Annotated in this window: 27 protein-coding genes; 16 read left to right on the top strand and 11 right to left on the bottom strand. The window is 69.3% G+C overall.

Annotation, left to right across the window (positions count from 1 at the left end; all coding sequences use genetic code 11):
• The 6 genes from sufD to D7I44_RS15865 are packed head-to-tail and all read left to right on the top strand — an operon-like array spanning nt 1 to nt 5,385.
• On the top strand, nt 1-1,155 hold the full coding sequence (sufD, locus tag D7I44_RS15890; RefSeq protein ID WP_245979748.1) for a Fe-S cluster assembly protein SufD: 1,155 nt from the start codon (nt 1-3) through the stop codon (nt 1,153-1,155).
• Nucleotides 1,155-1,484, top strand: a complete 330-nt coding sequence (locus D7I44_RS15885) for a non-heme iron oxygenase ferredoxin subunit (RefSeq protein WP_120790388.1) — start codon at nt 1,155-1,157, stop codon at nt 1,482-1,484. The genes sufD and D7I44_RS15885 overlap by 1 nt, the downstream gene beginning before the upstream one ends.
• Nucleotides 1,484-2,248 carry a Fe-S cluster assembly ATPase SufC gene (gene sufC, locus D7I44_RS15880; RefSeq protein ID WP_120790387.1) on the top strand — a complete coding sequence of 255 codons (765 nt, stop codon included), beginning with the start codon at nt 1,484-1,486 and terminating at the stop codon, nt 2,246-2,248. Before D7I44_RS15885 ends, sufC begins: the two co-directional genes overlap by 1 nt.
• 2 nt (nt 2,249-2,250) lie before the next feature.
• Complete coding sequence (locus D7I44_RS15875; RefSeq protein WP_120790386.1) at nt 2,251-2,580, top strand: metal-sulfur cluster assembly factor; 330 nt, start codon at nt 2,251-2,253, stop codon at nt 2,578-2,580.
• A gap of 19 nt (nt 2,581-2,599) precedes the next feature.
• Complete coding sequence (locus tag D7I44_RS15870) at nt 2,600-4,198, top strand: ABC-F family ATP-binding cassette domain-containing protein (protein WP_120790385.1); 1,599 nt, start codon at nt 2,600-2,602, stop codon at nt 4,196-4,198.
• Between the two features lie 35 nt (nt 4,199-4,233).
• Nucleotides 4,234-5,385 carry an SURF1 family cytochrome oxidase biogenesis protein gene (locus D7I44_RS15865; RefSeq protein ID WP_245979746.1) on the top strand — a complete coding sequence of 384 codons (1,152 nt, stop codon included), beginning with the start codon at nt 4,234-4,236 and terminating at the stop codon, nt 5,383-5,385.
• Nucleotides 5,386-5,571: 186 nt separating this feature from the next.
• Here D7I44_RS15865 and D7I44_RS15855 read toward each other — a convergent pair whose 3' ends face one another.
• Complete coding sequence (locus tag D7I44_RS15855; RefSeq protein WP_120790383.1) at nt 5,572-5,844, bottom strand: DUF3099 domain-containing protein; 273 nt, start codon at nt 5,842-5,844, stop codon at nt 5,572-5,574.
• Between the two features lie 54 nt (nt 5,845-5,898).
• Here D7I44_RS15855 and fabG point away from each other — a divergent pair, with 54 nt between their 5' ends.
• Nucleotides 5,899-6,609, top strand: a complete 711-nt coding sequence (fabG, locus tag D7I44_RS15850) for a 3-oxoacyl-ACP reductase FabG (protein WP_120791008.1) — start codon at nt 5,899-5,901, stop codon at nt 6,607-6,609.
• On the opposite strand, the gene serB is transcribed toward fabG, so the two are convergent.
• Both serB and glgC read right to left on the bottom strand, forming a co-directional pair.
• Nucleotides 6,606-7,268: a phosphoserine phosphatase SerB gene (serB, locus tag D7I44_RS15845; protein ID WP_120790382.1), complete on the bottom strand. Its 663-nt coding sequence runs from the start codon at nt 7,266-7,268 to the stop codon at nt 6,606-6,608. The two genes, fabG and serB, sit on opposite strands and share 4 nt — an antisense overlap.
• Nucleotides 7,265-8,509 carry a glucose-1-phosphate adenylyltransferase gene (glgC, locus tag D7I44_RS15840; RefSeq protein WP_120790381.1) on the bottom strand — a complete coding sequence of 415 codons (1,245 nt, stop codon included), beginning with the start codon at nt 8,507-8,509 and terminating at the stop codon, nt 7,265-7,267. Before glgC ends, serB begins: the two co-directional genes overlap by 4 nt.
• Nucleotides 8,510-8,556: 47 nt before the next feature.
• Here glgC and glgA point away from each other — a divergent pair, with 47 nt between their 5' ends.
• From glgA to D7I44_RS15825, 3 genes are all read left to right on the top strand, one after another.
• Nucleotides 8,557-9,738 (top strand): glycogen synthase, encoded by a 1,182-nt coding sequence (glgA, locus tag D7I44_RS15835; RefSeq protein ID WP_120791007.1) that lies wholly within the window; start codon nt 8,557-8,559, stop codon nt 9,736-9,738.
• Nucleotides 9,739-9,759: 21 nt separating this feature from the next.
• On the top strand, nt 9,760-10,548 hold the full coding sequence (locus D7I44_RS15830; protein WP_120790380.1) for an ABC transporter ATP-binding protein: 789 nt from the start codon (nt 9,760-9,762) through the stop codon (nt 10,546-10,548).
• Nucleotides 10,549-10,658: 110 nt separating this feature from the next.
• Entirely contained in the window at nt 10,659-10,913 is a 255-nt protein-coding gene (locus D7I44_RS15825; RefSeq protein WP_120790379.1) for a type B 50S ribosomal protein L31, read from the top strand.
• Nucleotides 10,914-10,964: 51 nt separating this feature from the next.
• Here the strand turns inward: D7I44_RS15825 and D7I44_RS15820 are convergent, their stop codons facing one another.
• Entirely contained in the window at nt 10,965-11,660 is a 696-nt protein-coding gene (locus tag D7I44_RS15820; protein ID WP_120790378.1) for a 3'-5' exonuclease, read from the bottom strand.
• Nucleotides 11,661-11,722: 62 nt separating this feature from the next.
• On the opposite strand from D7I44_RS15820, the gene D7I44_RS15815 reads away from it, so the two are divergent.
• Together D7I44_RS15815 and D7I44_RS15810 are read left to right on the top strand one after the other, a co-directional pair.
• Nucleotides 11,723-12,604 (top strand): alpha/beta fold hydrolase, encoded by an 882-nt coding sequence (locus D7I44_RS15815; protein WP_120790377.1) that lies wholly within the window; start codon nt 11,723-11,725, stop codon nt 12,602-12,604.
• Nucleotides 12,601-13,686, top strand: coding sequence for a glycosyltransferase family 4 protein (locus D7I44_RS15810; RefSeq protein ID WP_120790376.1), 1,086 nt, complete (start codon nt 12,601-12,603; stop codon nt 13,684-13,686). The genes D7I44_RS15815 and D7I44_RS15810 overlap by 4 nt, the downstream gene beginning before the upstream one ends.
• A 28-nt stretch (nt 13,687-13,714) precedes the next feature.
• Here the strand turns inward: D7I44_RS15810 and D7I44_RS15805 are convergent, their stop codons facing one another.
• Nucleotides 13,715-14,332 (bottom strand): histidine phosphatase family protein, encoded by a 618-nt coding sequence (locus tag D7I44_RS15805; RefSeq protein WP_120790375.1) that lies wholly within the window; start codon nt 14,330-14,332, stop codon nt 13,715-13,717.
• Nucleotides 14,329-15,162 carry a Sir2 family NAD-dependent protein deacetylase gene (locus tag D7I44_RS15800; RefSeq protein WP_120790374.1) on the bottom strand — a complete coding sequence of 278 codons (834 nt, stop codon included), beginning with the start codon at nt 15,160-15,162 and terminating at the stop codon, nt 14,329-14,331. The genes D7I44_RS15805 and D7I44_RS15800 overlap by 4 nt, the downstream gene beginning before the upstream one ends.
• Nucleotides 15,163-15,214: 52 nt before the next feature.
• On the opposite strand from D7I44_RS15800, the gene D7I44_RS15795 reads away from it, so the two are divergent.
• Both D7I44_RS15795 and D7I44_RS15790 read left to right on the top strand, forming a co-directional pair.
• Nucleotides 15,215-16,033: a TrmH family RNA methyltransferase gene (locus D7I44_RS15795; RefSeq protein WP_120790373.1), complete on the top strand. Its 819-nt coding sequence runs from the start codon at nt 15,215-15,217 to the stop codon at nt 16,031-16,033.
• Between the two features lie 17 nt (nt 16,034-16,050).
• Entirely contained in the window at nt 16,051-17,412 is a 1,362-nt protein-coding gene (locus tag D7I44_RS15790) for a D-alanyl-D-alanine carboxypeptidase family protein (RefSeq protein WP_120790372.1), read from the top strand.
• Here D7I44_RS15790 and D7I44_RS15785 read toward each other — a convergent pair.
• A complete protein-coding gene (locus tag D7I44_RS15785) occupies nt 17,409-18,218 on the bottom strand; it encodes an SGNH/GDSL hydrolase family protein (RefSeq protein ID WP_181445577.1) in 810 nt (269 codons plus the stop codon). The genes D7I44_RS15790 and D7I44_RS15785 overlap by 4 nt on opposite strands.
• Nucleotides 18,219-18,312: 94 nt before the next feature.
• Here D7I44_RS15785 and D7I44_RS15780 point away from each other — a divergent pair, with 94 nt between their 5' ends.
• The gene (locus D7I44_RS15780; RefSeq protein ID WP_120790370.1) at nt 18,313-20,148 is read left to right on the top strand and encodes a DEAD/DEAH box helicase; all 1,836 of its coding nucleotides are present in this window, start codon (nt 18,313-18,315) and stop codon (nt 20,146-20,148) included.
• Between the two features lie 16 nt (nt 20,149-20,164).
• Nucleotides 20,165-20,668 (top strand): DUF6328 family protein, encoded by a 504-nt coding sequence (locus D7I44_RS15775; RefSeq protein WP_120790369.1) that lies wholly within the window; start codon nt 20,165-20,167, stop codon nt 20,666-20,668.
• 94 nt (nt 20,669-20,762) lie between these two features.
• On the opposite strand, the gene D7I44_RS15770 is transcribed toward D7I44_RS15775, so the two are convergent.
• From D7I44_RS15770 to D7I44_RS15755, 4 genes are read right to left on the bottom strand one after another with little or no spacing between them, the layout of a single operon-like run.
• The gene (locus tag D7I44_RS15770; RefSeq protein ID WP_162940326.1) at nt 20,763-21,449 is read right to left on the bottom strand and encodes a hypothetical protein; all 687 of its coding nucleotides are present in this window, start codon (nt 21,447-21,449) and stop codon (nt 20,763-20,765) included.
• Nucleotides 21,450-21,499: 50 nt separating this feature from the next.
• The gene (locus D7I44_RS15765) at nt 21,500-21,826 is read right to left on the bottom strand and encodes a type II toxin-antitoxin system PemK/MazF family toxin (protein WP_120790367.1); all 327 of its coding nucleotides are present in this window, start codon (nt 21,824-21,826) and stop codon (nt 21,500-21,502) included.
• Nucleotides 21,823-22,026: an antitoxin MazE family protein gene (locus D7I44_RS15760; protein ID WP_120790366.1), complete on the bottom strand. Its 204-nt coding sequence runs from the start codon at nt 22,024-22,026 to the stop codon at nt 21,823-21,825. The genes D7I44_RS15765 and D7I44_RS15760 overlap by 4 nt, the downstream gene beginning before the upstream one ends.
• A gap of 44 nt (nt 22,027-22,070) precedes the next feature.
• A complete protein-coding gene (locus tag D7I44_RS15755; RefSeq protein WP_120790365.1) occupies nt 22,071-25,562 on the bottom strand; it encodes an error-prone DNA polymerase in 3,492 nt (1,163 codons plus the stop codon).

Raw genomic sequence — 25,562 nt, 5'->3', positions numbered from 1 at the left:
GTGAGCACGACATACACCGAGACCGAGGTCCCGGCGCTGCCCAGCGCGCCGGTGCAGACCCGCTCAGAGCGCCCGACCTCCGTCGATGTCAACGACTTCGACGCCGTCACCGGCCGCGAGGTGCAGTGGAAGTACACCCCGGTCGGTGAGCTCACCGAGCTCACCGAGGGCGCGCTGAACGGCGCGTCCTATGACTTCACGGTCGTCAACACGGGCGGCATCCGCACATCATGGGTCGGCCGCGACCACAAGCTGGTCGGCTCGGCCGGCCTGCCGGAGGACCGTGCCAGCGCCAACGCCTGGACGCACTTCGAGCGCGCGCTGCTGATCGAGCTGTCGAGCGAGACCAGCTTCGAGGCCACGCTGACCAGGGCATCCCTCGGCACCGCCGCGCGCGGCGCGCACACGATCGTGTCGGTCGCCCCCAACACGCACGCGACGCTCGTGCTCGAGAACCGCGGCGACGCGTTGCTCACCGAGAACGTCGAGATCGTGGTCGGCGACGGCGCGAACCTCACGCTTGTGAGCGTGCAGGACTGGTCGGATGCCTCGAAGCACGTCGCCGCGCACTTCGCGAAGGTGGGCCGCGACGCGAAGCTCAAGCACGTCGTCGTCTCGCTCGGCGGGAAGATCGTGCGCCTCAACCCGTCCGCCCGACTCGCCGGCCCCGGCGCCGACACCGAGCTGCTCGGCGTGTACTTCGCCGACGCGGGTCAGCACCTCGAGCACCAGGTCTATGTGTTCCATGAGGCCGCCAACGGGAAGAGTCGCGTGACCTACAAGGGCGCGCTGCAGGGCGAGGCCGCGCACACCGTGTGGATCGGCGACGTGCTGATCGGGCCGGACGCGGTGGGCACCGACTCGTACGAGCAGAATCGCAACCTCGTGCTCACCGAGGGCACGCGCGCCGACTCGGTGCCGAACCTCGAGATCGAGACCGGCGACATCGCCGGGGCCGGCCACGCGAGCGCGACCGGCCGCTTCGACGACGAGCAGCTCTTCTACCTGCAATCGCGCGGCATCACGGAGGACGAGGCGAGGCGTCTGGTCGTCCGCGGATTCCTGGTCGAGATCATCCAGCAGATCGGCGTCGCCTCGCTCGAGGAGCGACTGAACGCCGCGATCGAGCAGGAGCTGGCCGGGGGTGCTCGCTAGTGGCATCCGTCAAGGTCTGCGCCTTCGATGACCTGGTCGTGAACCAGGCCAAGCGCGTCGTCGTCGAGGGCGTCCCGATCGCCGTCGTGCGCGACGCGACGGACAAGGTCTACGCGATCGGCGACACCTGCACGCACGGCGACATCTCGCTGGCCGAGGGCTTCGTCGAGGGCGACACCATCGAGTGCTGGGCGCACGGCTCACAGTTCTCGCTCACCAGCGGCAAGCCGCTCAACCTGCCGGCGTACGAGCCGGTCCCAGTTTTCGAGGTCGAGATCGCCGACGGCGACATCCTCATCGACCCCAGCCTGAAGAAAGTGAATTCGTAATGTCTGTTCTCGAGATCCGCGACCTGCAGACCACGGTCGAGACCGAGCAGGGCACCAAGCAGATCCTCCGCGGCGTCGACCTCACCGTGAAGTCGGGCGAGATCCACGCTGTGATGGGCCCCAACGGCTCGGGCAAGTCGACCCTCGCCTACACGATCGCCGGCCACCCGAAGTACACCGTCACGGGCGGCACCATCACGCTCGACGGCGAGGACGTGCTCGCGATGACCGTCGACCAGCGCGCCCGCGCGGGCCTCTTCCTCGCCATGCAGTACCCGGTCGAGATCCCCGGTGTGACCAACACCAACTTCCTGCGCACCGCGAAGACCGCGATCGACGGCGAGGCGCCGTCGATCCGGCAGTGGACAAAGGACGTCAAGGGCGCGATGGAGAAGCTGCGCATGGACCCGTCGTTCGCGGCCCGCAACGTCAACGAGGGCTTCTCGGGCGGCGAGAAGAAGCGCAACGAGATCCTGCAGCTCGAGCTGCTGAAGCCCCGCTTCGCGGTGCTCGACGAGACCGACTCGGGCCTCGACGTCGATGCGCTCAAGATCGTCTCGGAGGGCGTGAACCGCGCGCACCAGGCATCCGACCTCGGCATCCTGCTGATCACGCACTACACGCGCATCCTGCGCTACATCAAGCCGGACTTCGTGCACGTCTTCGTCGCCGGCAAGATGGCGGAGGAGGGCGGCCCCGACCTCGCCGAGCGCCTCGAGGAAGAGGGCTACGACCGCTATGTCGACGCCCTCAACGTGAGCTGATCATGGCCACCGCACTCGCTCCGGAGAAGTTCGACCAGGTCGTCGAATCGCTCAAGGACGTGATGGACCCCGAGCTCGGCGTCAACGTCGTCGACCTCGGACTCATCTACGATCTCGCGTGGGACGACGAGCACGACGCGCTCATCATCTCCATGACGCTGACCAGCGCCGGCTGCCCGCTCACCGACGTGCTCGAAGAGCAGACCGGTGAGGCGTTGGACGGCGTCGTCGAGCGGTTCCGAATCAACTGGGTGTGGATGCCGCCGTGGGGCCCCGAGCGGATCACCGACGACGGGCGCGACATGATGCGCGCGCTCGGCTTTTCTATTTAGGCAGGACCATGGCGATCTGATGCTGGCGGTTTCGAACCTCGAAATCCAGGTCGGCGCCCGCACTCTCATGTCGGGCGTCGATTTCCGTGTTCAGAAGGGTGACAAGATCGGCCTCGTCGGCCGCAACGGCGCCGGCAAGACCACCCTCACCAAGGTGCTCGCCGGCGATCTCGCGCCCGCCGACGGCACCGTGACGCGCTCGGGCGAACTCGGCTACCTGCCGCAGGACCCGCGCACCGGCGACCCCGAGATGCTCGCGCGCACCCGCATCCTCGACGCGCGAGGTCTCGGCACGCTGAATCTGCAGATCCACGAGCAGACCTTCAAGATGTCGGATGCCGACCCCGCGGTCGCCGACAAGGCGATGCGCCGCTACGCCACCCTTCAGGAGCGCTTCGAGGCGCTCGGCGGCTACGCGGCCGAGGCCGAGGCCGCCTCGATCGCGAGCAATCTCAACCTGCCCGACCGCATCCTCGACCAGCCGCTGAAGACGCTCTCGGGCGGTCAGCGGCGCCGCATCGAGCTCGCGCGCATCCTGTTCTCCGACGCCGAGACGATGATCCTCGACGAGCCGACCAACCACCTCGACGCCGACTCCGTCGTGTGGCTGCGGGAGTTCCTCAAGAACTACCAGGGCGGCTTCATCGTGATCTCGCACGACGTCGTCCTCGTCGAGGAGGCCGTCAACAAGGTCTTCTACCTCGACGCGAACCGCGCCGTCATCGACATCTACAACATGGGCTGGAAGAAGTACCTCGCCCAGCGCGCCTCCGACGAGGAGCGTCGCAAGAAGGAGCGCGCAGGCGCCGAGAAGAAGGCGTCCGCGCTGCAGCTGCAGGCCGCGAAGTTCGGCGCGAAGGCGACCAAGGCCGCCGCCGCGCACCAGATGATGGCGCGTGCCGAGAAGCTGCTCTCCGGCCTCGACGAGGTGCGCCAGGTCGAGCGGGTCGCGAAGCTCCGCTTCCCGGAGCCTTCACCGGTCGGGCGCACGCCGCTCAAGGCATCCGATCTCTCCAAGTCCTACGGGTCGCTCGAGATCTTCACCGCCGTCGATCTCGCGATCGACCGCGGGTCGAAGGTCGTGATCCTCGGCCTCAACGGGGCGGGGAAGACGACACTGTTGCGCATCCTGGCGGGCGTCGACGCGCCCGACACGGGCGAGCTCGAGCCGGGCCACGGACTGAAGATCGGGTACTACGCACAGGAGCACGAGACGCTCGATGTCGCCCGCTCGGTGCTGCAGAACATGGTGTCGGTGTCGTCGCACCTCACCGAGACCGAGGCCCGCAAGGTGCTCGGCTCGTTCCTGTTCTCCGGCGACGACGTTCACAAGCCGGCCGGCGTGCTGTCGGGCGGCGAGAAGACGCGTCTCGCGCTCGCGATGCTCGTCGTGTCGTCGGCGAACCTGCTGCTGCTCGACGAGCCGACGAACAACCTCGACCCCGCATCGCGTGAGGAAATCCTCGACGCGCTCGCGCACTACTCGGGCGCCGTCGTTCTGGTCTCGCACGACCCGGGTGCCATTGAGGCGCTGAATCCCGAGCGCGTGCTGATCATGCCGGAGGGCACCGAGGACCTCTGGACCCCCGACTACGTGGAGCTCGTCGAGCTGGCGTAAGGAACCGCCAAGCAACTCGCGAGAAGATCTACGCAGTGTCCGATCGTCGCCCTCAGGGCTCCCTGCAGCGCCGCCAGAGCGGCGCCGTGGAGAGGCGACGCCCCGGCGCACTCGAGCGCAAGACCGCGGCGGTCTACGACACGACCACCGAGGGCATGGTCGGGTGGGAGTTCACCCGTACGCGGCGGTGGATTCTGTACATCGTGGCCGCCGTCGTGTTCGCGGCGATCTGCGGCTTCCTGTCGCACTGGCAGTACGACCGCGGCCAGCAGGCCACCCGTTACAACACCCGGGTCGCGGCCAACTTCGATGCGACTCCCGTCACGCTCGACAGCGTGCTGCCGACCCTCGACTCCTATGACGCCCACGACATCTGGAAGCCGGTCACGGTGACGGGGGAGTACCTCGCGAGCGACCAGCTGTTCGTGCGCACCCGGCCGTGCGGCGATGACACCGGCTTCGAGGTGCTGACCCCGCTCAGACTCGACAGCGGCAGGATCTTCATCGTCGACCGCGGCTGCATCGACGCGGGCTCCGACCCGCAGCGGCCGAAGGCCGAGCCGAAGCCTCCGGCCGGCACGGTGTCGCTTGTCGCGCGCATCGAGCCGGGGGAGTCCACCAAGGGTTCGACCCCGGCGATCAAGAACCAGATCGAGTCGATCGACCTCGCCCAGATCAAACAGCGTCTCGGCGACGGCGCGGTCTACACCGGCGCCTACGGCCTCCTCGACACGCAGACGCCGGCCTCGGCGACCGCGCTCACGACGGTGATCAGCGGTGCGCCCACCGTCGGCACCGTCATCCACTGGTCCTACATGGTGCAGTGGGTGCTGATCGCGATGATCGGCTTCGCGGGCCTCTGGTATGGCATGCGCACCGAGTTCCGGCGCATCAACGCCGACCACCCCGAAGAGCGCGAGCGCGCCCGCAAGCGGCGTCAGCGGGCGGCGAAGAAGAAGTTCACCGACGCCGAGGTGGAAGACGAGCTGCTCGACGGCTTCATCCCCCTCTCCCGCTGGGGGATCGAGGGGAAGGTCGCCATCGCGCCGCCAGGGCCACGCCCGCGCGCGTCGATCGATGCGAGCGCGCCCGAGTCGAATGAGCGCCCTGCCAGGCGCAGCGGCCCCGACGTGATCGTCATCCAGCCGAGTGAGCAGGCGCCTCAGGCTCCTGACTCAACGGACTGACCGACACCGGGAAGCCGCGCGAGCTCAAGAATCCGTTCAAGAACTCGCGATGCTCGTCGCACGCGAGCCAGGTCTTGCCGCGATCGCCCGTATGGATCTGGGGATTCCGCCAGTCGATGCGCCAGACCGCGGCCTCACGGCACCCGGACCGCGAGCACTCGCGCGCGCCGGGCTCGCCGAACAGGCTCATCGCCGGTCGTCGTGCCGCACGAGCGCGCCGGGCCGCTCGACCTGGCCGCCGTCGCCCACCTGCACGGCGTTCGCGACGACGACGGCGAAATACGGCAAGAAGATCGCACCGACCGCCGGAATGAGCAGCCACCAGCCCCGCACCCAGATGCAGGCGAGCACGCACAGCACGCGGACGCCCATCATGATCGAGTACTCGATCATGCGCTTGCGGCGCTCTGCGTCGGGCGACGGCGGCAGGGAGGTGATGGTATGCGCGGTGGCTTTCATGGGCTTCGGTCAAGCCTACGTCTCGCCTGCCAATACGATTCCCGTATGCCTCACATCACCACCCCCCGCACCGTGCTGGTCACCGGCGGAAACCGCGGAATCGGCTTCGCCATCGCCCAGGAGTTCGTGGCCAAGGGCCATCGCGTCGCCGTCACGGCGCGCTCGGGGGAGGGCCCGGAGGGCACGCTCACGGTGCGCGCAGATGTGACGGATGCCGCGGCCGTCGACGCCGCGTTCAGCGAGGTCGAGGCGGCACTCGGCCCCGTCGAGGTCGTGGTGGCCAACGCCGGCATCACCCGCGACACCCTCATGCTGCGCATGAGCGAGGAGGACTTCGACGCCGTCGTCGACACCAACCTCGGCGGCTCGTTCCGCGTCGTGAAGCGCGCGCTCAAGGGATTCCTCAAGGCGAAGTTCGGCCGCATCGTGTTCATCTCGTCGGTCTCCGGCCTCTACGGCAACCCGGGTCAGACGAACTACTCGGCGTCGAAGGCCGGCCTCGTCGGCATGGCACGCTCGATCACGCGCGAGCTCGGCAGCCGCGGCATCACGGCGAACGTCGTCGCCCCCGGCTTCATCGAGACCGACATGACCGCCGAGCTGCCCGAAGAGCAGACGGCCGCCTACAAGAAGGCGATCCCCGCGGGTCGATATGGCACGGCGGCCGAGGTGGCGAAGGCGGTCGCGTGGGTCGCGAGCGACGACGCCGGCTACATCTCAGGCGCTGTCATCCCCGTCGACGGCGGGTTGGGAATGGGGCATTAGCCCCGCAGGCCCAGCAGCGGGAGCAGCTGCGACAGGTCCTGCACGTCGACGATCACGTCGGCCGTGGCGCGCACCCGCGGCTTCGCGTTGAACGCGACCGCGAGCCCGGCGACCGCCATCATCTCGAGATCGTTGGCGCCGTCGCCGACGGCGACGGTGCGCGATTCGCGGATGCCTGAGGCATCCGCCCACTCCCTGAGAGCCTCTGCCTTGCCGAGCGCGTCGACGATCTCGCCGTCGACGCGGCCCGTCAGCCGGCCGCCGTCGACCTCGAAGCGGTTCGCCCGCCAGAAGTCGAGCCCGAGCTCTGCGCCGAGCGGGTCGAGCACCTCATGGAACCCGCCGGAGACGACGCCGACCTTGCCGCCTGCGGCGTGCACGCCGTCGATCAGCTCGCGCACCCCGGTGGTGACGGTCAGCCGTGAGCGCACCTCGGCGAAGGCATCCGTCGAAAGCCCCGCAAGGGTCGCGACCCGCTCGCGCAGCGACTCGGCGAAATCGAGCTCGCCCAGCATCGCGCGCGTCGTGATGTCGGCGACCAGAGCGGTCGTGCCTGCGTGATCGGCGATGAGCTCGATGACCTCATCGTGCAGCAGCGTCGAGTCGGCGTCGAGGACGACGAGGAAGGCCGCGCCCGTCTGCTCAAGAGGCAGGCTCATGGAAGGACGCGAACTCCCTTTCCGACCACGACCAGGCCGGACTCGGTGACGGTGAACCCGCGCGCCCGGTCGCGCGCCAAGTCGATGCCGACCTCTGCGCCTTGCTCGATGACGACGTCCTTGTCGAGGATGGCGCGGCGCACGTGCGCGTCCGGGCCGATCGTGACGCGGTCGAACGCGACGGTGTCCGTGATGTTCGCGCCCGAGTCGATCAGGGTCCACGGGCCGAGCACGCTGCGCTCGACGTGCGCGCCGGAGATGACCGAGCCGAGGGACACGATCGAGTCGATCGTCGCCCCGATCGAGCCGCGGGCGTCGCGCACGACCTTGGCGGGGGGCGAGTTGAGCTCCTGCGAGTAGATCGGCCACTCGCGGTTGTAGAGGTTGAAGATCGGCAGCGCCGAGATCAGGTCCTGGTGGGCCTCGAAGAACGACTCGATGGTTCCCACATCGCGCCAGTAAGCGCGGTCGCGCTCGGTCGACCCCGGCACGTCGTTGTCTTTGAAGTCGTAGACGCCGGCCTCGCCGCGTTCGACGAAATACGGCACGATGTCGCCGCCCATGTCGTGGTTCGACTCAGGCCGCTCCGCGTCGCTCTCGACCGCCTCGACGAGCGCGTCGACGTCGAAGACGTAGTTGCCCATCGAAGCGAACACCTCGTGAGGCGAGTCGGGCAGGCCGATCGGGTCGGACGGCTTCTCACGGAACGCGCCGATCTTGTCCGGCTGCTTCGCGTCGACCTCGATGACCCCGAACTGATTCGCGAGCGCGATCGGCTGGCGGATCGCCGCGACCGTGGCCCGAGCCCCCGACGCGATGTGCGCCTCGATCATCTGGGCGAAGTCCATGCGGTAGACGTGGTCGGCGCCGACCACGACGACGATGTCGGGCTTGGCGTCGCGCAGCAGGTTGAGGTTCTGCAGGATCGCATCGGCCGAGCCGGAGAACCAGCGCTTGCCGAGGCGCTGCTGGGCCGGCACCGACGACACGTACGAGTTGAGCAGCTGGGGCAGGCGCCAGGTCTGCGAGATGTGCCGGTCGAGCGAGTGCGACTTGTACTGCGTGAGCACGACGAGCTGCCGCAGGTCGGAGTTGACGAGGTTCGACAGGGCGAAGTCGATGAGGCGGTACTGGCCGCCGAACGGAACGGCGGGCTTCGCACGGTCCGCCGTGAGCGGCATGAGGCGCTTGCCCTCGCCGCCGGCCAGAACCACACCGAAGATCTTCCTACCCGCCCTCATGCAACCGACATTAGTTGGCCCGACGGGCCTGTACTAGCGTCATGACCATGCGAGTCGACCTCATGACACGGGAGTATCCGCCCGAGGTGTACGGCGGCGCGGGGGTGCACGTCGCCGAGCTCGTGAAAGCCCTGCGCGCCCGCACCGAGGTGCGCGTGCACGCATTCGGAAAACCGCGCGACGAGGCGGAGGTGTTCTCCTACGCGGTGCCTTCCGAGCTGGCATCCGCCAACCCCTCGCTCGCCACCCTCGGCGTCGACCTGCAGATGGCCCAGACCGCGCAGGGCGCCGATCTCGTGCACTCGCACACCTGGTACGCGAACAGCGCGGGCCATCTCGCGAAGCTGCTGCACGGCGTCCCGCACGTCGTGACCGCGCACAGCCTCGAGCCGCTGCGCCCGTGGAAGGCCGAGCAGCTGGGCGGCGGCTACCGGGTCTCCAGCTGGATCGAGAAGACCGCGTATGAGGCGGCGGATGCCGTCATCGCCGTGTCGGAGGGCATGCGCCGCGACATCCTGCGCTCGTACCCGGCGATCGATCCGGCCAAGACCCACGTGGTCTACAACGGCATCGACCTGTCGGCCTGGCAACCGAACCCCGATCGCGAGGTCGCCCGGTCGCTCGGCGTCGACCCCGATCGCCCCGCCGTCGTGTTCGTCGGCCGCATCACCCGGCAGAAAGGGCTGCCCTACCTGCTGCGCGCGGCCAAGGCGCTGCCCGCCGAGGTTCAGCTGGTGCTGTGCGCCGGCGCACCGGACACCCCCGAGATCATGACCGAGGTGCAGGGCCTCGTCGCCGAGCTGCAGGCCGCGCGCTCGGGCGTCGTGTGGATCGAGCAGATCCTGCCGCGCGAGAAGCTCACCGCCGTGCTGTCGGCGTCGACCGTGTTCGTGTGCCCGTCGGTGTACGAGCCGCTCGGCATCGTGAACCTCGAGGCGATGGCCTGCCGGCTGCCCGTCGTCGGGACCGCAACCGGCGGAATCCCCGAGGTCGTCGTCGATGGTGTGACCGGCCGGCTCGTGCCGATCGACCAGGCGCAGGACGGCACGGGGACGCCGATCGACCCCGAGAGGTTCGTCGCCGATCTCGCCACCGCGCTCATCGAGGTGGTGAGCGACCCGGCACGGGCTGCGGCCATGGGGGCGGCAGGCTACGAGCGCGCACGGGATGCCTTCTCGTGGTCGTCGATCGCCTCACAGACGCTCACCGTCTACGAGAGCCTGGTGTGATCTCCCGATAGGGTTGTTGACATGTCGAGCACCGTCGTCAGCATGCAGTCCGCCGCCGTCGAGCGGTCAGGCAACACGATCCTCGAGGGCGTCGACTGGACTGTGACGAGCGATCAGCGCTGGATCGTTCTCGGCCCCAACGGCGCGGGGAAGACGACCCTGCTGCAGCTCGCCGCCGCACAGCTCGCCCCCACCTCGGGCACCGTGACGCTGCTCGACGAGAACACGGCCGAGATCGACCCGGCAGAGCTGCGCCCGCACATCGGCTTCGCCTCGAGCGCCCTGTCGCGCCGCCTGCCCTACGGCGAGACCGTTCTCGACATCGTCCTCACCGCCGCGTACGGCATCACCGCGCGGTGGAAGGAGGAGTACGAGGACATCGACGAACGCCGAGCCCACCGCGTGCTCGCCGAGTGGAAGGTCGACCACCTCGCCGACCGCAAGTTCGGCGAGCTCTCCGACGGCGAGCAGAAGCGCGTGCAGATCGCCCGCTCGGTCATGGCGGATCCCGAGCTGCTGCTGCTCGACGAGCCGGCCGCATCGCTCGATCTCGGCGCCCGCGAAGAGCTCGTGCAGCTGCTCGGCGGCTACGCCGGGTCGCCGTCGGCCCCCGCGATCATCATGGTGACCCACCACGTCGAAGAGGTGCCGGTCGGCTTCACCCACGCAATCGTGCTCTCCGGCGGCAGGGTCGCTGCCGCAGGCCCGATTCGCGAGACACTCACCTCCGACGTGCTGTCGTCCGCCTTCGGCATCGCCATCAAGGTCAAAGAGAGCGACGGTCGGTTCACGGCGCGCGCCAAGTCGTGACCACTCCGACGACCTGATAGAATCGGTGTTTGGCCCCCAGCGCTCTGCGCCGGAGCGGGCCGACGTTTTTCACACACCAATCGCAACCGACGTTCAAAAGGCAACTCACTATGAAGGCTGACACCCACCCGAACTACGCCCCCGTGGTCTTCCGCGACCTGGCTTCGGGCGCGACGTTCCTCACGCGTTCGACCGTGACGAGCGACAAGACGATCGAGCTCGACGGCACCACCTACCCGGTGATCGACGTCGAGATCTCGTCTGAGTCGCACCCGTTCTACACGGGCAAGCAGCGCATCATGGACTCCGCCGGCCGCGTCGAGAAGTTCAACCAGCGCTTCAAGAACTTCGGTGCCAAGAAGTAACTCGGCTTACGACAAAGGCCCTGGGCTCACGCCCAGGGCCTTTTCGCATTCTCAGAAGCGCTCGGGCCAGGTGCCCGTCGCGACGAAGTTCAGGTCGCCGAGTTTGTTGCGCCGGAACTCCGCATAGCTCTCCTCCTGCTGGCGGAACCAGTCGATCTGCTGCGCGTGCAGCTCGGCCGCCGTCATCGCGAGCTGCGCCTGGTACTTGACGGCGATCGCCTGCGCGACGCGGCCGGCCGCGATGGCGTCGAAGCCGGCGTCGTGCGCGTCGTCGCCGAGGTCGACGCCGTAGAACTGGGCGGTGATCTCGAGGGTGCGCTTCCCCTTGCGGTAGCGGTCGACGGCCTTGTCGATCACCAGCGGGTCGATGATGGGCAGGGGGTTCTCGAGCGGCGCGACGCCGAAGCGCTTGGCCTCGCGGTTCAGCACCGTGAAGTCATATGGCGCGTTGTAGGCCACGACCGGGACACCGCGCTCGAAGAGCACGCGCAGTGCGGCGACGATCTCGGCGACGCCCGTCTCCGCGTCCATACCCTCGAGCCTCACGCGCTCGGTCGTGTAGCCGTGAACGGCGGCGGCGGCCTCGGGGATCTCGACCATCGGGTCGATCACCCAGTCCTGTCGGGAGACCGTGATGCCCTGCTCGTTGATCACGCCGACGTGCGCCGTGACGATGCGCGCGGTCTCGGTGTTGACCCCGGTCGTCTCGAGGTCGAACACGCCCAATTGCTCATGCCATCCGCTCATGGCTCCAGGTTAGGAGGCACCCCTGACACGGGCCGACTGCGACGCTCGGTAGCCTGGGAGCGATGCACGAGATCGAGCTGCCCGGTGGCGTCACGCGCTGGGTCACCTACGGGGTGACGGACACAGCCGGCGAGGCGGCGGATGCCGGCGCGGGCCCCGTGATCGCCGTGCACGGCTTCCGCGGCGACCACCACGGACTCGAGCCCGTCGTCGAGCGTCTTGCGGGCCGGCATGTGATCGCCCCCGACCTGCCCGGCTTCGGGGCGTCGGATGCCTTCACCGACCGCCCCCACGACATCGACGGCTACGCGCGCTGGCTGGGGGAGTTCAGCCGGGCCGTCGTGCCCGACCGCCCGGTGACGCTGCTCGGCCACTCCTTCGGCTCGATCGTGGTGGCCGCAGCGCTGGCGCAGAGGCAGGTCGAGGCATCCGTCGCCGTGCTCGTGAACCCGATCGGCGCGCCAGCGCTCAAGGGTCCGAAAGCGGTCGGCACGGGCGCGGCCGTCTTCTACTACTGGCTCGCGAGCGCCCTGCCCGCGCGGGCGGGGAACGCGCTGCTGCGCAGCCCCGCGATCGTGCGCACGATGAGCGTGATGATGGCGACGACGCGCGAGCCTGAGCTGCGCCGCTGGATCCATGCGCAGCACGACGCCTACTTCTCGCTGTTCGCCGATCGCTCGTCGCTGCTCGAGGCGTTCCGCGCGTCGGTGTCGCACGATGTCAGCGAATACGCGGCACGGCTCGAATTGCCGGTGCTGCTCGTCGCCGCCGCGCAGGACCAGATCACACCGCTCACCGCCGAGCGCCGCCTCGCCGGGCTGCTGCCCGACGGCACGCTCGAGGTGATCGACGGAGTCGGCCACCTCATCCACTACGAGAAGCCCGCCGAGGCGGCCGCGCTCATCGATGGGTTCCTCGCGAGCCACGCGAGCCGACCGTCGTGAGGGTGCTGTTCGACTGCCGCTACGTGCGCACGGGGCGGCACGACGGCATCAGCCGCTACAGCGCCGAGCTGGTGCGCGAGCTCGCGAAGCTGACGCCGGTCGAGCTGCTGATCAGCGACGAGGCGCAGCTCGCGAACCTGCCCGCCGGCCTGCCATGGCACCTGATCGGCTCGCAGACCGGCCCGGGGGAGCCGTGGCGCGCCCGCGAGGTCAACCGCCTGCACCCCGACGTCGTCTTCACGCCGATGCAGACGATGGGCTCGCGGGGCCGGAAGTACAAGCTCGTGCTGACCGTGCACGACCTCATCTACTACGTGCACCGCACGCCGCCGCGCACGATGCCCTGGTACGTGAAGATCGCGTGGCGGCTGTACCACCTGGCGTGGTGGCCGCAGCGGATGCTGCTGAACGGCGGCGACGCCGTCGTCTCGGTGTCGCAGACGACCGCGGACCTCATCGCCGAGCACCACCTCACGAGGCGGCCGGTCTTCATCGTCCCGAACGCTGCGCCTGAGCCCTCGGCGGGGGCGCTCGCGCAGGCATCCGCCCGCACCCCGCCCGTGGATGCCCCGCTGAGGCTCGTGCACATGGGCCAGTTCGTGCCGTACAAGAACATCGATGCGCTGGTGCGCGCGATGCCGCTGCTGGGGCGCGGCTACGAGCTGCATCTGATGAGCCCGGTGACGGCTGCCGAGCGGACCCGCCTCGCCGACCTCGCCCCTGGCGCCGCGCTCGTATTCCACGACGGCGCGAGTGACGCCGACTACGAGGCCGCGCTGCTCGGCGCGCACGCGCTCGTCACGACCTCGTGGGACGAAGGCTTCGGCATCCCGGTGATCGAGGCGATGCGGCTCGGCACGCCGGTCGTCGCCAGCGACATCGCGATCTTCCGGGAGGTCGGGGGAGAGGCCGCGGCGTTCGTCGACCCCGCATCGCCGGCGGACGTCGCGCGCGGCATCCGCTCGCTCGAATCGCCGGATGCCTGGATCGCGGCAAGCCGCGCCGGGCTCGTTCAGGCCGCCGCCTTCAACTGGGCTGCCTCTGCGCGCGCTCTTTTCGAGATGCTGCAGTCGCTCGATTAGCTCGTGACGACTTCCGATCGGCCCCGGCTCAGTCCGCGGCGCCCACCTCGACGTCGACGTCGAGCTCGGTCAGCTCGTCGAGCGCGACGTTGAAGGTCACGAGCTGCAGCTCGCCGTCGACGACCTCCAAGTCGTGCACCGACGCGTTGCCGACGAACTCGCCCTTCGCCGGCCGCTCGCCGCCGGTGAGATGCCGCGCGACGGCGCCGATGACGCCGCCGTGGACCACCACGAGAATCCGCTCGCCCGCATGATGCGCAGCCAGCGTCGACAGCGCGCCCAGCACGCGCGCGAGCAGCGTCTCGTCGTTCTCCCACTCGGGGATGTCGGCGCGGTTGTCGCCGAACGCCGCTCGGATCTGGGGGCCGTTCATGCCCTCCGCACGGCCGTAGCCGCGCTCCTCGAGCCCGGGAACGGCGACCGGTCCGGGCAACCCCAGCTCGCCCGCGATGATCGCGGCCGTCTCGAACGCGCGCGCGAGCGGCGAGGCGTAGATGCCGTCGAAGCTGCGCACCCGCAGCGCTCGCCCCGTCTCATGCGCCTGCTCGCGACCGGTGTCGTTCAGAGGGATGTCGGTACGACCCTGAAGGAGCCCGTCCCGGTTCCAGTCGGTCTGGCCATGGCGGACGAGGGAGACGCGGGTCACCGCTCCAGTCTGTCAGCCAGTGCCGTGAGGTATTCGGATGCTCCGCCGTCGATCTTCACGGTCGCGCGGCTGTCGGCCTTGGTCTCGCCGCGGTTGATGACGACGATCGGCAGCTTGCGGCGGCGGGCCTGCTCGATGAGGCGGATGCCGGTGTTGACGACGAGCGACGAGCCGGCGACGAGCAGGGCGTCGGATGCCGCGATGAGCGCCTTCGCCTCGGCGAAGCGGTCGACCGGCACGAACTCGCCGAAGAACACCACGTCGGGCTTGAGGGGGCCGCCGCAGACCGTGCACTCCGGAACGACGAATTCGTCGACCTCGGCGACCTCCGCATCGCCGTCCGGGTTGATCACGACGGCCTCGGGGGCGGCGAGCCACGGGTTCGCGGCGTCGATGCGCAGCTCGATATCCGGGCGGGCGAACACCTGGCCGCAGTTCAGGCACACGACCCGGTCCATCGCCCCGTGCAGCGGTACGACGTGGCGGGAGCCCGCACGCACGTGCAGCCCGTCGACGTTCTGCGTCACGACGCCGGCGACGTTGCCGTGCGCCTCGAGCTCGGCGAGCGCGCGGTGGCCGGCGTTCGGCTGGGCGGAGTTGAACAGGGGGTAGCCGAGGTGCGAGCCGGCCCAGTACCGCTGCCGCGCCCGCGGTGACGCCAGGAACTGCTCGATGGTCATCGGGTTGCGACGCGGGGCGCCTGCGCCGCGATAGTCGGGGATGCCGGAGTCGGTGCTCACTCCCGCCCCGGTCAACACCGTGATCGTGCGGCCTGCGAGCGCTTCGACGGCGGCGTCGAGCTGGGTGTCGGTCGACTGCAGTTCAAGCATCCGCACACCTCCTCGGCGTTCTTCCTCAAATGCTACGGGCAAGATGTTTCGTATGGATGTCCGCGCGATCGACGACCTCGACGACCCCGCCCTGGCCGACTACTCGCGGCTGACCGATGTCGCGCTGCGGCGCGTCACCGAGCCGGCGGGCGGCCTGTACCTCGCCGAGTCGACCAAGGTGATCGCGCGCGCGATCGAGGCCGGGCACCGCCCGCGCTCCGTGCTCGTGCAGGAGCAGTGGCTCGACGACGTGGCCCCACTGCTCGAGGGATTCCCCGACGTGCCCGTCTTCGTCGGGGAGGCGCCTCTGCTCGAGCGGCTGACCGGCTATCACCTGCACCGCGGCGCGCTCGCGTCGATGCACCGGCCCGTGCTGCCGAGCGTGCCCGAAGTCCTGGCGGACGCCCGACGTGTCGTCGTCCTCGACGGACTCGTCGATCACACCAACGTCGGGGCGATCTTCCGCTCGGCCGCCGGCCTCGGCGCCGATGCGGTGCTCGTCACGCCGAGCTGCGCCGACCCGCTCTACCGCCGCAGCGTGCGCGTCTCCATGGGAACGGTGCTGCAGGTGCCGTGGACCCGCTTGCCCGAATGGAAGGATGGCGCAGCTGATCTCTTGCGTGAGAGCGGATTCCACATCGCCGCCCTCGCCCTCGCCGACGACGCCGTGCCGCTCGATCGTTTCGCGGCAAGCGCGCCGGAACGCGTCGCACTGGTCATGGGCGCAGAGGGCGACGGGCTGGGGCGGCGCGCCCTGGCGTCTGCCGACACCATCGTGACCATCCCGATGCTGCACGGCGTCGACTCGCTCAACGTGGCTTCGGCGAGCGCGGTCGCGCTCTGGGCGCTGCGCGCCAAAGGCACAGCCTGACTGCGTAACATCGCCTCGTGAGCTCCGCCGTCGACCTTGAGCCAGAGCCCGAGCTGGGCGACTCGACGGCAGCCGTGGCGAGCACTCCGAAGCCTCGGCGAGGGCGCCGCGCCGCGATCGCGACGGTCAGCACGGCATCCGTCGTCGTACTCGCCCTGCTCGCCTATCTGGGCGCAGCACTGCTGCACCCACTGCCCACCACAGCGGCCGTGATCCCCGCCGAGGCGATCACGCCGATCACAACCGCCGCCGTCGCGCCGGCATGGCCGACGCAGGGCGGCGCCGCGGTCGGACTCGTCGGGCAGGCCGGCCTGCTCGGCTCGAGCGGCAGCGACGCGAGCGTGCCGATCGCGAGCATCACGAAGACGATCACGGCGCTCGTGCTCCTCGACAAGTACCCGCTGAAGGCCGGCGACCCGGGCCCGACCATCACGTTCGGCCAGGGCGATGTCGACATCCTGAACCAGGTATGGGCCGAAGACGGCTCGTGGGCGACCGTGCAGGCGGGGGAGCAGCTCACGCTCACCCAGGCCATGACCGTGATGATGCTGAAGAGCGCGAACAACTACGCGCGGTCTCTCGCGGTGTGGTCATACGGTTCGCAAGACGCCTTCGTCGACGCCGCCAACGCGTGGCTCGCCCAGCACGGCTTCACGCACACGCACATGACCGACCCGTCGGGCCTCGACCCCGGCAGCGTGAGCAACATGACCGACCTCGTCGGCATCGGCGAGCTCGCGATCGCGAACCCCGCGCTCGCCGCTGTCGTCAACACGACGAGCGCGACGATGCCCGCGCCGGTCGGCGAGATCCAGAACACCGACCCGCTCATCGGCAAGGACGGCATCGAGGGCGTCAAGACCGGATTCACCGACCAGGCCGGCCACTGCCTGCTGTTCGCGTCGAAGGTGACGATCAATGGCACTCCGCGCACGATGGTCGGCGTCATGGTCGGCCAGCCGACCTACGACGCGCTGTGGTCGGGCGTGCCCGCGCTGCTCGCGAGCTACGAGAAGGCCTTCCACCAGGTGGATCTGACGGATGCCGGGCGCATGGTCTACGCGACGTACAGCACCCCGTGGGGCGGCTCGACCCGGGTTGTCGCGGCCAGCCGCCCGAGCGTCGAGATCTACTCGGCCAGCTCGATCGCGATCACGGTCACCGCAGACAGACTCGCCGCCGTCGCCGCGAAGGCCAAGGTCGGCACCGTCACCTTCAGCTACGGCGGCAAGGCCGTCGTCGCCGACCTCACCACCGAGCGCGCGATCGAGGCGCCGACCACGTGGTGGAAGCTCACCCACCCCCAGGTGCTCTTCGGCTGGCAGGACTCGCAGCTCTGGCGCGACCTGTTCGACAAGCGCAGCCTGCTCGGCTCCTAGCTCGGGTCGTCGACCGACTCAGGTGCGGTCAGCGGCGCGAGGGGCGCGAGGTCCGGCCGCTTCGGCGGCAGGCCGTCGCCGCTCGAGACGTGCTTGAGACGGCGGACGACCCAGGGCCACGCGTACTCGCGCGCCCACTGCAGGTCCTGCACGCGCGCCTCGCGCCAGCTGCGCGGGGGGACCGGCGCGGGCGTCAGCACGGGCAGATCGTTGGGAACGCCCAGAGTGCGCAGCACGAGGCGCGCGACCGCCTGGTGGCCGAGCGGCGACATGTGCAGGCGGTCGATCGACCACATGCGCATGTCCTGGATCTCGGTCAGCGACCACTGGTCCGCAACCAGGCATCCGTACTTCGCCGCGATCTTGCGCACGTCTTCGTTGTAGATCGCGACCTTGCCACGGATCGCCTTGAAGGTTCCGGACCACCCGACGTCGACACCCGTGAACACGACGATCGTGGCGCCGGTCGTCGCGAGCCGCGCGATCGCCTGCTCGAAGATGGCGGCGATCTCGTCGGGGTCGGTGCCGGGGCGGATGACGTCGTTGCCGCCCGCCGAGATGGTGATCAGGTCGGGCCGCAGGGCGACTGCGGCGTCGACCTGGTCAGCGAGGATCTGACGCACCAGCTTCCCGCGCACGGCGAGATTGGCGTAGGCGAAATCGGAGGTCTTCGCCGCCAGCACCTCGGCGACGCGGTCGGCCCAGCCGCGGAATCCGTCGGCGGCATCGGGGTAGGGGTCGCCGAGGCCCTCGGTGAAGCTGTCGCCGAGCGCTACGTACCGCGTGAAAGTAGATAGTTCGGGCATGTTAACCATTTTGCCACTCCGTGTGCACTCGCGGTGGCGCGCCTGTGGAGACACGCCCGGCGGTGTCACTGCCTCTTGTTAGCATCGCATCTCCATGACTGATTCGCCCCTCGTCGGTATTCCGAGCCCCGGCGAACCCGCGCACACCCCTGGCACCTTCGCGGCCGAGCACCTGTCGCCCGCGTTCCCGGCCCGCGCCCCCTGGGGCACCGTCAGCCGCCTGCGCGCCTGGCAGCAGGAAGCGCTCGATGAGTACTTCCGCACCGAGCCGCGCGACTTCCTCGCCTCGGCGACGCCCGGCGCCGGCAAGACGACCTTCGCGCTGCGCCTCGCCTCAGAGCTGCTCGGCCGGCGCACCATCGATCGCATCGTCGTGGTCGCCCCGACCGACCACCTGAAGCGGCAGTGGGCAGAGGCGGCGGCACGCGTCGGCATCCACCTCGACGCCGAGTTCAAGAACGCCCACCGCCGCTTCGCGCGCCATTACCGCGGCATCGCGGTCACCTACGCGCAGGTCGCCGCGAAGGCGTCGCTGCACAAGGACATCGTCGAAGACGGGCGCACGCTCGTGATCCTCGACGAGGTGCACCACGGCGGCGACGCCCTGTCGTGGGGCGACGCCGTGCGTGAGGCGTTCGAACGGGCGACCCGGCGGCTGTCGCTGACCGGAACGCCGTTCCGGTCGGACACCTCGCCGATCCCGTTCGTGACCTATCTGCCCGACGCCAAGGGCATCCGCACCTCGCTGACCGACTACAACTACGGCTACGGGCGCGCGCTTGCCGACGGCGTCGTGCGCCCCGTGCTGTTCATGGTCTACGCGGGGCACATGCGCTGGCGCACCCGCGCCGGGGAAGAGATGGAGGCGCGGCTCGGCGAGGGCAACACGAAGGACGTCACCTCGCAGGCGTGGCGTACCGCGCTCGACCCGGAGGGGGACTGGATTCCCGCGGTGTTCTCGGCCGCGACCCGGCGCCTCGACGAGGTGCGGCAGCAGATCCCGGATGCCGGGGGGCTCGTCATCGCGACCGACAAGGAGCAGGCGCGGGCGTATGCCGCGATCCTCGACGTCATGACGGGCGAGAAGACCACCGTCGTGCTCTCGGACGAGAAAGAGGCCTCCGACAGGATCAGCGCCTTCGCGGCATCCGATTCGAAATGGATGGTCGCCGTGCGCATGGTGTCGGAGGGCGTCGACGTGCCACGCCTCGCGGTCGGCGTGTACGCGACCAACTCGTCGACGCCGCTGTTCTTCGCACAGGCCATCGGCCGTTTCGTGCGCGCCCGGCGCCGCGGCGAGACCGCATCGGTGTTCCTGCCCGACGTCGAGCCGCTGATCGCGCTGGCCGGCGCGCTCGAGCTGGAGCGCGACCATGCGCTCGACCGGGATGTGTCTTCCGAAGAGGGCGACCTCTACAACCCCGAAGACGCCATGATGCAGGCCGCCGAGAAGGACGACAAGGCGTCGGATTCCTTGGAGGGCGAGTTCTCGTACCAGGCGCTCGGATCGCACGCCGCGTTCGACCGCGTGCTGTTCGACGGGCAGGACTACGGCGGCTACGCCGAGCCGGAGACCGAGGAGGAGCTGGACTTCATCGGCATCCCGGGCCTCTTGGAGCCCGAGCAGGTGCACGAGCTGCTGATGACCCGGCAGGCGAGGCAGTCGCGGCGCGCCGCGTCGCGTCCGGAGCCTGTGCCCGACGTCGAGCCATCGCCGGCCAAACCGCTGCCGCTCTACCGCACCCTGAAGGAGCAGCGCTCGCTGCTCAACTCGCTCGTCGGGCTGTATGCGAAGTCGAAGGACCAGCCGCACGGCCTCGTGCACGCAGAGCTGCGCCGCAGCTGCGGTGGCCCCGCCGTCGCGAAGGCGTCGATGACGCAGCTCGAGGCGCGCATCCAGCTGCTGCGCAAGCGGCTGGGGCACACCTGACCGGTAGTTTGACACCATGAGCGACGACGCACGATCCGGCAGCCTGAACCGCCCCGGCGAGTCGGATGCTCAGCGCTACGACCGCAACTGGGAGGACATCCTGCAGGAGCTGCGCGTCACGCAGACCGGCAACCAGATCCTCACGGGCTTCCTGCTCGCGCTCGCCTTCCAGCAGCGCTTCCACGAGCTCGAGCCGGTCGGCATCACGATCTATCTCGTGCTCGTGGGCCTCGCCTGCACGGCGACGCTGCTCGCGCTCGCGCCCGTCTCACTGCACCGGTGGCTGTTCCAGCACCACGCCAAGAAGGACGCCGTGCTGATCGGCAACCGGATCCTGCGCGTGAACCTCATCGCGGTCGCGCTGCTGATCATCGGCGTCGCGCTGTTCCTGTTCTACTTCGTGCTGTCCCTCACGGCGGGAGTCATCGCGGCCGTCGTGGTCGCGCTCGTGATCATCGGCCTCTGGGTGCTGCTGCCGATCGACATGCTGCGCCGCGAGCGTCGGGGTCGCAGCGCCTAATGGCCGGCTCTGCGGATGCCGCTGCCGGTCTTGGCCGCCGCGCACAGAGGCCAAATCCTCGCAATCGACGGGGTCTCGACTCGTCGGATGGGAACTAGATGCGACGCGTCTCGAAGGCCACGTCGACAAAGCGCAGCTCGTCACGTGGGAGGACTGCCGTGACCGTGCTGTTGTTGGCGAGCGCGACACCGACGCCGTAGACATCGGGGTCCGTGTCGATGCGGATGCCCGACCGCTCGAACCCGTTCACAAGCACGGTCACCCCATGCTCGACATGACGCTCGTCGACCGGGCTGTCGAGGTCACCGGGCAGCTCGCCGCGCACGCGCGTCTCGCGGAATCCGTTCTCGAGGATGTGGTTCACATGCGCGGCGAGCCGCGCCTCGACGGAGTCGTACTCGCGCGGCTCGGAGCGCCAATGCGTGATGACGCACTCCCAGAGAAGGGGGTAACGCGTACGGCGCACGCGCTCGAGCAGCCACGGCGGCCGCTCCGACGGGACCTGGCGGTCGAGGCTCGCGCGCTGCTCGTCGCCGAGCTCGGCGAGATTCACCGGATCGTGGATGTTGTGCGGGTTCCGCCACAGCGTGTAGCTGATCGAGACGTCGCACGAGTCGAACACCCCGTTGTGAGTGCCGGAGCTGACGCCGAACGCATCCCAGTCCTCGAGGTGGCGCTGCGGCACCAGGCCGATCACGGGCACCGGCATCCGCCTCGCCTTCTCGATCAGCTCGATCGCCGGATCGGGCGCGTCGGCCTTCAGCCGCCCACCGAATCGCATGAGGTCAGTCTGCGTGTCGGGCACTCATGACGCCAGTGCGTTGCGAAGCCTCATCCTGCTAACCCCAGGAAGACGATCACCAATCTCTCCACCTCGATCAATTGGCTGCCGGTGAGCGAGCCGAACTGCTTGCCGATGTTGTTCCTGCGCACCGTGGTGAGCTTGTCGACCATGATGAAGCTGGTCGCGTCGAGCCCGTTCCCGCCCGCCGGGTCAAGTCGGTAACGGAGAAGGGGTGCGTCAACCGCCGTTGTGGTGAGAGGAGCAACCGTGACCGACTCGGTTGCGTCGAAGCGGTCGTCTTGAAGGATCAGCGCCGGGCGCGGTTTCGATGCGTAGACGTCACCGGAAACGGTCCAGAGCTCGCCGCGCCTCATTCGTCCCACGGCGCAGAAATGGCTTCGATGAAGTCCTGGTCTTCACCTCGACGATCGGCCTCGGCGACAAGGATCGCCTGCCTCCGCGCTTCATCGACAAAACCCGGTGTTCGCACATCGGGGACCCAGGTCTGCACCAGGCGATACCCCGCCTTCCTCATCCTGTCGCGATGACTTGCCACGCGGTCTCTTGTCCCCATGTACCCAGTGTTACATGTAACGCGTGCCGCGTGCCCGATTCACGTCACTGGAAATCCCGGGACTTCATCTCGACGGGCAGCTGGAGCAGCTGAAGCCGGTCGGCGGCGATGTTCACGACCCCCTCGGGGCTGCGCTCCAAGATGCCGCGCACGACCATTCCCTGCGCTTCCCGCGCGACGCGCCGGTGCCTCTTCCAGACCCCGGTGGAGACGATGACGTTGACCATGCCGGTCTCGTCCTCGAGGTTGAGGAAGGTGATGCCGGAGGCCGTCGTCGGTCGCTGCCGGTGTGTGACGACCCCGCCGACGAACACCCGGCTCCCGGATTCCGCGCTCCCCAGCTCGGCGGCGCTCAGCACCCCGCCCGCCCGCAGCACCGCGCGCCGATACCGCATCGGATGATCGTCGGGGGACAGGCCCATGGCCCAGATGTCGTAGGCGAGCCGATCCGCCTCGCTCGGCGCCGGCAATAGCGGCGGCTGGACGACGACCGCGGTGTGGGGCAGATAGTCGGCGCGCTCCCGCCCGGCGGGACCCGCCTGCCAGAGCGCTTCACGCCGCCCGATCCCCATCGACTGGAAGGCGCCGGCCGCAGCGAGGGCGGTGAGCTGCGGCTCGCTGAGCGCCGCGCGCCGCGCGAGATCGTGCAGGTCGAGATAGGGCCCGCTCTCCCTCCGTGCAGCGACGATGCGCTCAGCCACCTTCTCGCCGATGGACCTCACCCCGGCGAGCCCGAGCCGCACGGCGAAGCGGCCGTCACGGCGGTGGGCGGCGCTCTCGTCGGGAGCAGCCGGGTCGAACGGCTCGCTCTCTTCGACGTCTTCCGGATTTCCCCCGGTCTCGTGCCAGCCCAGGCACTCGTCCATCCCCGTGATTCCAGGACGGGGTGCGGATGCCTCGCCCCACGGCCCCTTCTCATCGAGCGGCTCGAGGCTCGCGTGCGCATCGGAGCGGAGGATGTCGACGCCGCGGACCTCGACGCCGTGACGCCGCGCATCCCGCACGAGGGTCTCCGCGGAGTAGAAGCCCATCGGCTGCGCCCGCAGCAGCCCGGCCAGGAAGGCGGCGGGGTAGTGCAGCTTGAGCCAGGAGCTCGCGTAGACGAGCAGCGCGAAGCTGAGCGAGTGGCTCTCGGCGAAGCCGAAGTCGGCGAAGGCGTGGATCTGCTCATAGATGGCCTCGGCGCCCTGCCCCGTCAAGCCGTTCTCCGCCATGCCGGCGAAGAGCTTCTTCTTGAGCGACTCGATCTTCTCGACCCCGCGCTTGGAGCCCATCGCCCGGCGCAGCAGGTCGGCGTCCTCGGGGGAGCAGCCGCCGACCGCCATCGCCATCTGCATGATCTGCTCCTGGAAGAGCGGGACGCCGAGGGTGCGCTTCAGCACGGATTCGAGCAGCGGGTGCGGGTAGCTCACCGGGTCGCCGTCGCCACCTCGCAGCCGCTCCCGGCGCCGCAGATAGGGGTGCACCGCACCGCCCTGGATCGGCCCCGGTCGGATCAGCGCGACCTCGACGACGAGGTCATAGAACCGGCGGGGCTGCAAACGGGGGAGCGTGGCGAGCTGCGCGCGCGACTCGACCTGGAAGACGCCGACCGCGTCCGCCCGGCACAGCATGTCGTAGACGGCCGGCTCTTCCTTCGGCAGGCTCGCGAGACCCCACTCCTCGCCGACGCCGTCGCGGACGATCTCGAAGATGTACTGCAGCGCCTCGAGCATCCCCAGGCCGAGCATGTCGAACTTGACGAGCCCCATCCACTCGACGTCGCCCTTGTCCCATTGCAGCACGGTGCGGTCCTTCATGCGTGCGTGCTCGATGGGGCAGATCTCGCCGACGGGCCGCTTGGTCAGCACCATGCCGCCGGAGTGGATGCCGAGGTGGCGCGGCGCCTTGCTGAGCTGACGCGCGAGCCCGAGGACGGTGTCGGGGATGCCGTCGGCGTCGGCCGAGACGCCGCCTCCCCAGTCCTCGATGCGTCTGCCCCAGGCATCCTGCTGGCCGGGAGAGAACCCGAGCGCCTTGGCCATGTCGCGCACGGTCGCCTTCGGCCGATAGCTGATCACAGTGGCGACCTGCGCGGCATTCCGCCGCCCGTACTTCTCGAAGGCGTACTGGATGATCTCCTCCCGCCGCCGGGAGTCGAAGTCGACGTCGATGTCGGGCTCCTCGTCGCGCAGATGGGACAGGAAGCGCTGGAACGGCAGCCGGTAACGGATCGCATCGATCGCCGTGATGCCGAGTACGTAGCAGACAGCCGAGTTGGCGGCCGAGCCGCGACCTTGGCAGAGGATGCCGCGCGTGCGCGCTTCTCGCACAAGGTCGTGCACGATCAGGAAGTAACCGGGGAAGTCCTTCTTCTGGATGACCGCGAGCTCGTCTTCGAGGCGCTGCTCGATCTCTGCCAGGGGCACGGGCCGCCGCCCCTCCGGATAGCGCTCTGCGATGCCTGCGGCGACCAGTTCGCGCAGGTAGCTCATCTGCGTGTAGCCCTCCGGGATCTCCTGTTCGGGCAGCCCTGGCTTGACGCTGTTCAGTTCGAAGGCGAGATCGGATGCCAGTTCCACGGTTGCCTCGATCGCACCGGGGTACCGCCCGAACAGCCGGTGCATCTCGGCCCCGCTGCGCAGATGGGCGTTCCCCGCGGCCGGAAGCCAGCCGTCGAGCTCGTCGAGGCTCCGTCGCGCGCGCACGGCCGCGACGGCGGTGGCGAGCGGCCGACCGTCGGGGGTCGCGTAGTGGACATTCCCCGTCGCGACGACCAGCAGCCCGCGCTTCTCGGCGAGCTCGTACAGTGCGTCGTTGTACGAGCTCGCGAGCGGGTCGCCGTGGTCGAACAGCTCCACTACGACGTTGCCGGGGCCGAACAGGTCGACGAGCCGGTCGAGCTCCCAGGCGGCGGCATCCGTGCCTCCGTCGGCAGAGGCCAGCGCCTGCCGGACGGCTCCCTTCCGACACCCGGTCAGGACCGCCCACTGGCCGTCGGCCGCCCCGGCGAGCGCGGGGAGCTCGTAGATGGGGCGACCCTTCTCCGCGCCATCGGCGAGCTGAGCCTCGGTGATGGCCCCGGCGAGTGCGTGGTAGCCGGCCTGGCCGCGCGCGAGGACGAGCAGATGCGTCCCTTCCGGGTCGGGCGCGCCGTTCTGCGGGGCAGAGAGCCCGAGGGACAGCTCGGCGCCGAACACGGTCTTCACCTCGATGCGGTCTCTTCGGTAGGCGGCTGCCGCCTCCGCCAGCTGCACCGCGCCGTAGAGCCCGTCGTGATCGGTGATGGCGAGGGCGGAGAGCCGGAGCCTCGCCGCCTCCTGCAGGAGTGCCGCCGGTGAGCTCGCGCCGTCGAGGAAGCTGTAGTGCGAGTGCGCGTGCAACTCGGCGTAGGGCACGAACGGCCCGTCGTCGAGTTCGAGGGGCTGCGCCTCGATCGGCTCGCGCCTCCGCGAGCCCGGCCGTTCGACCAGCTCGTCCGGCTGATCGGGCCTCGCGCGCCCGGAAAGAGTCCGCTCGAACTCGGACCACGGCATCGCCGGGTTATTGAAGCCCAT

It is taken from the genome of Gryllotalpicola protaetiae (assembly GCF_003627055.1).
GTDB lineage: Bacteria > Actinomycetota > Actinomycetes > Actinomycetales > Microbacteriaceae > Gryllotalpicola > Gryllotalpicola protaetiae.
This window is presented reverse-complemented; position numbering and strand designations above follow the sequence as displayed.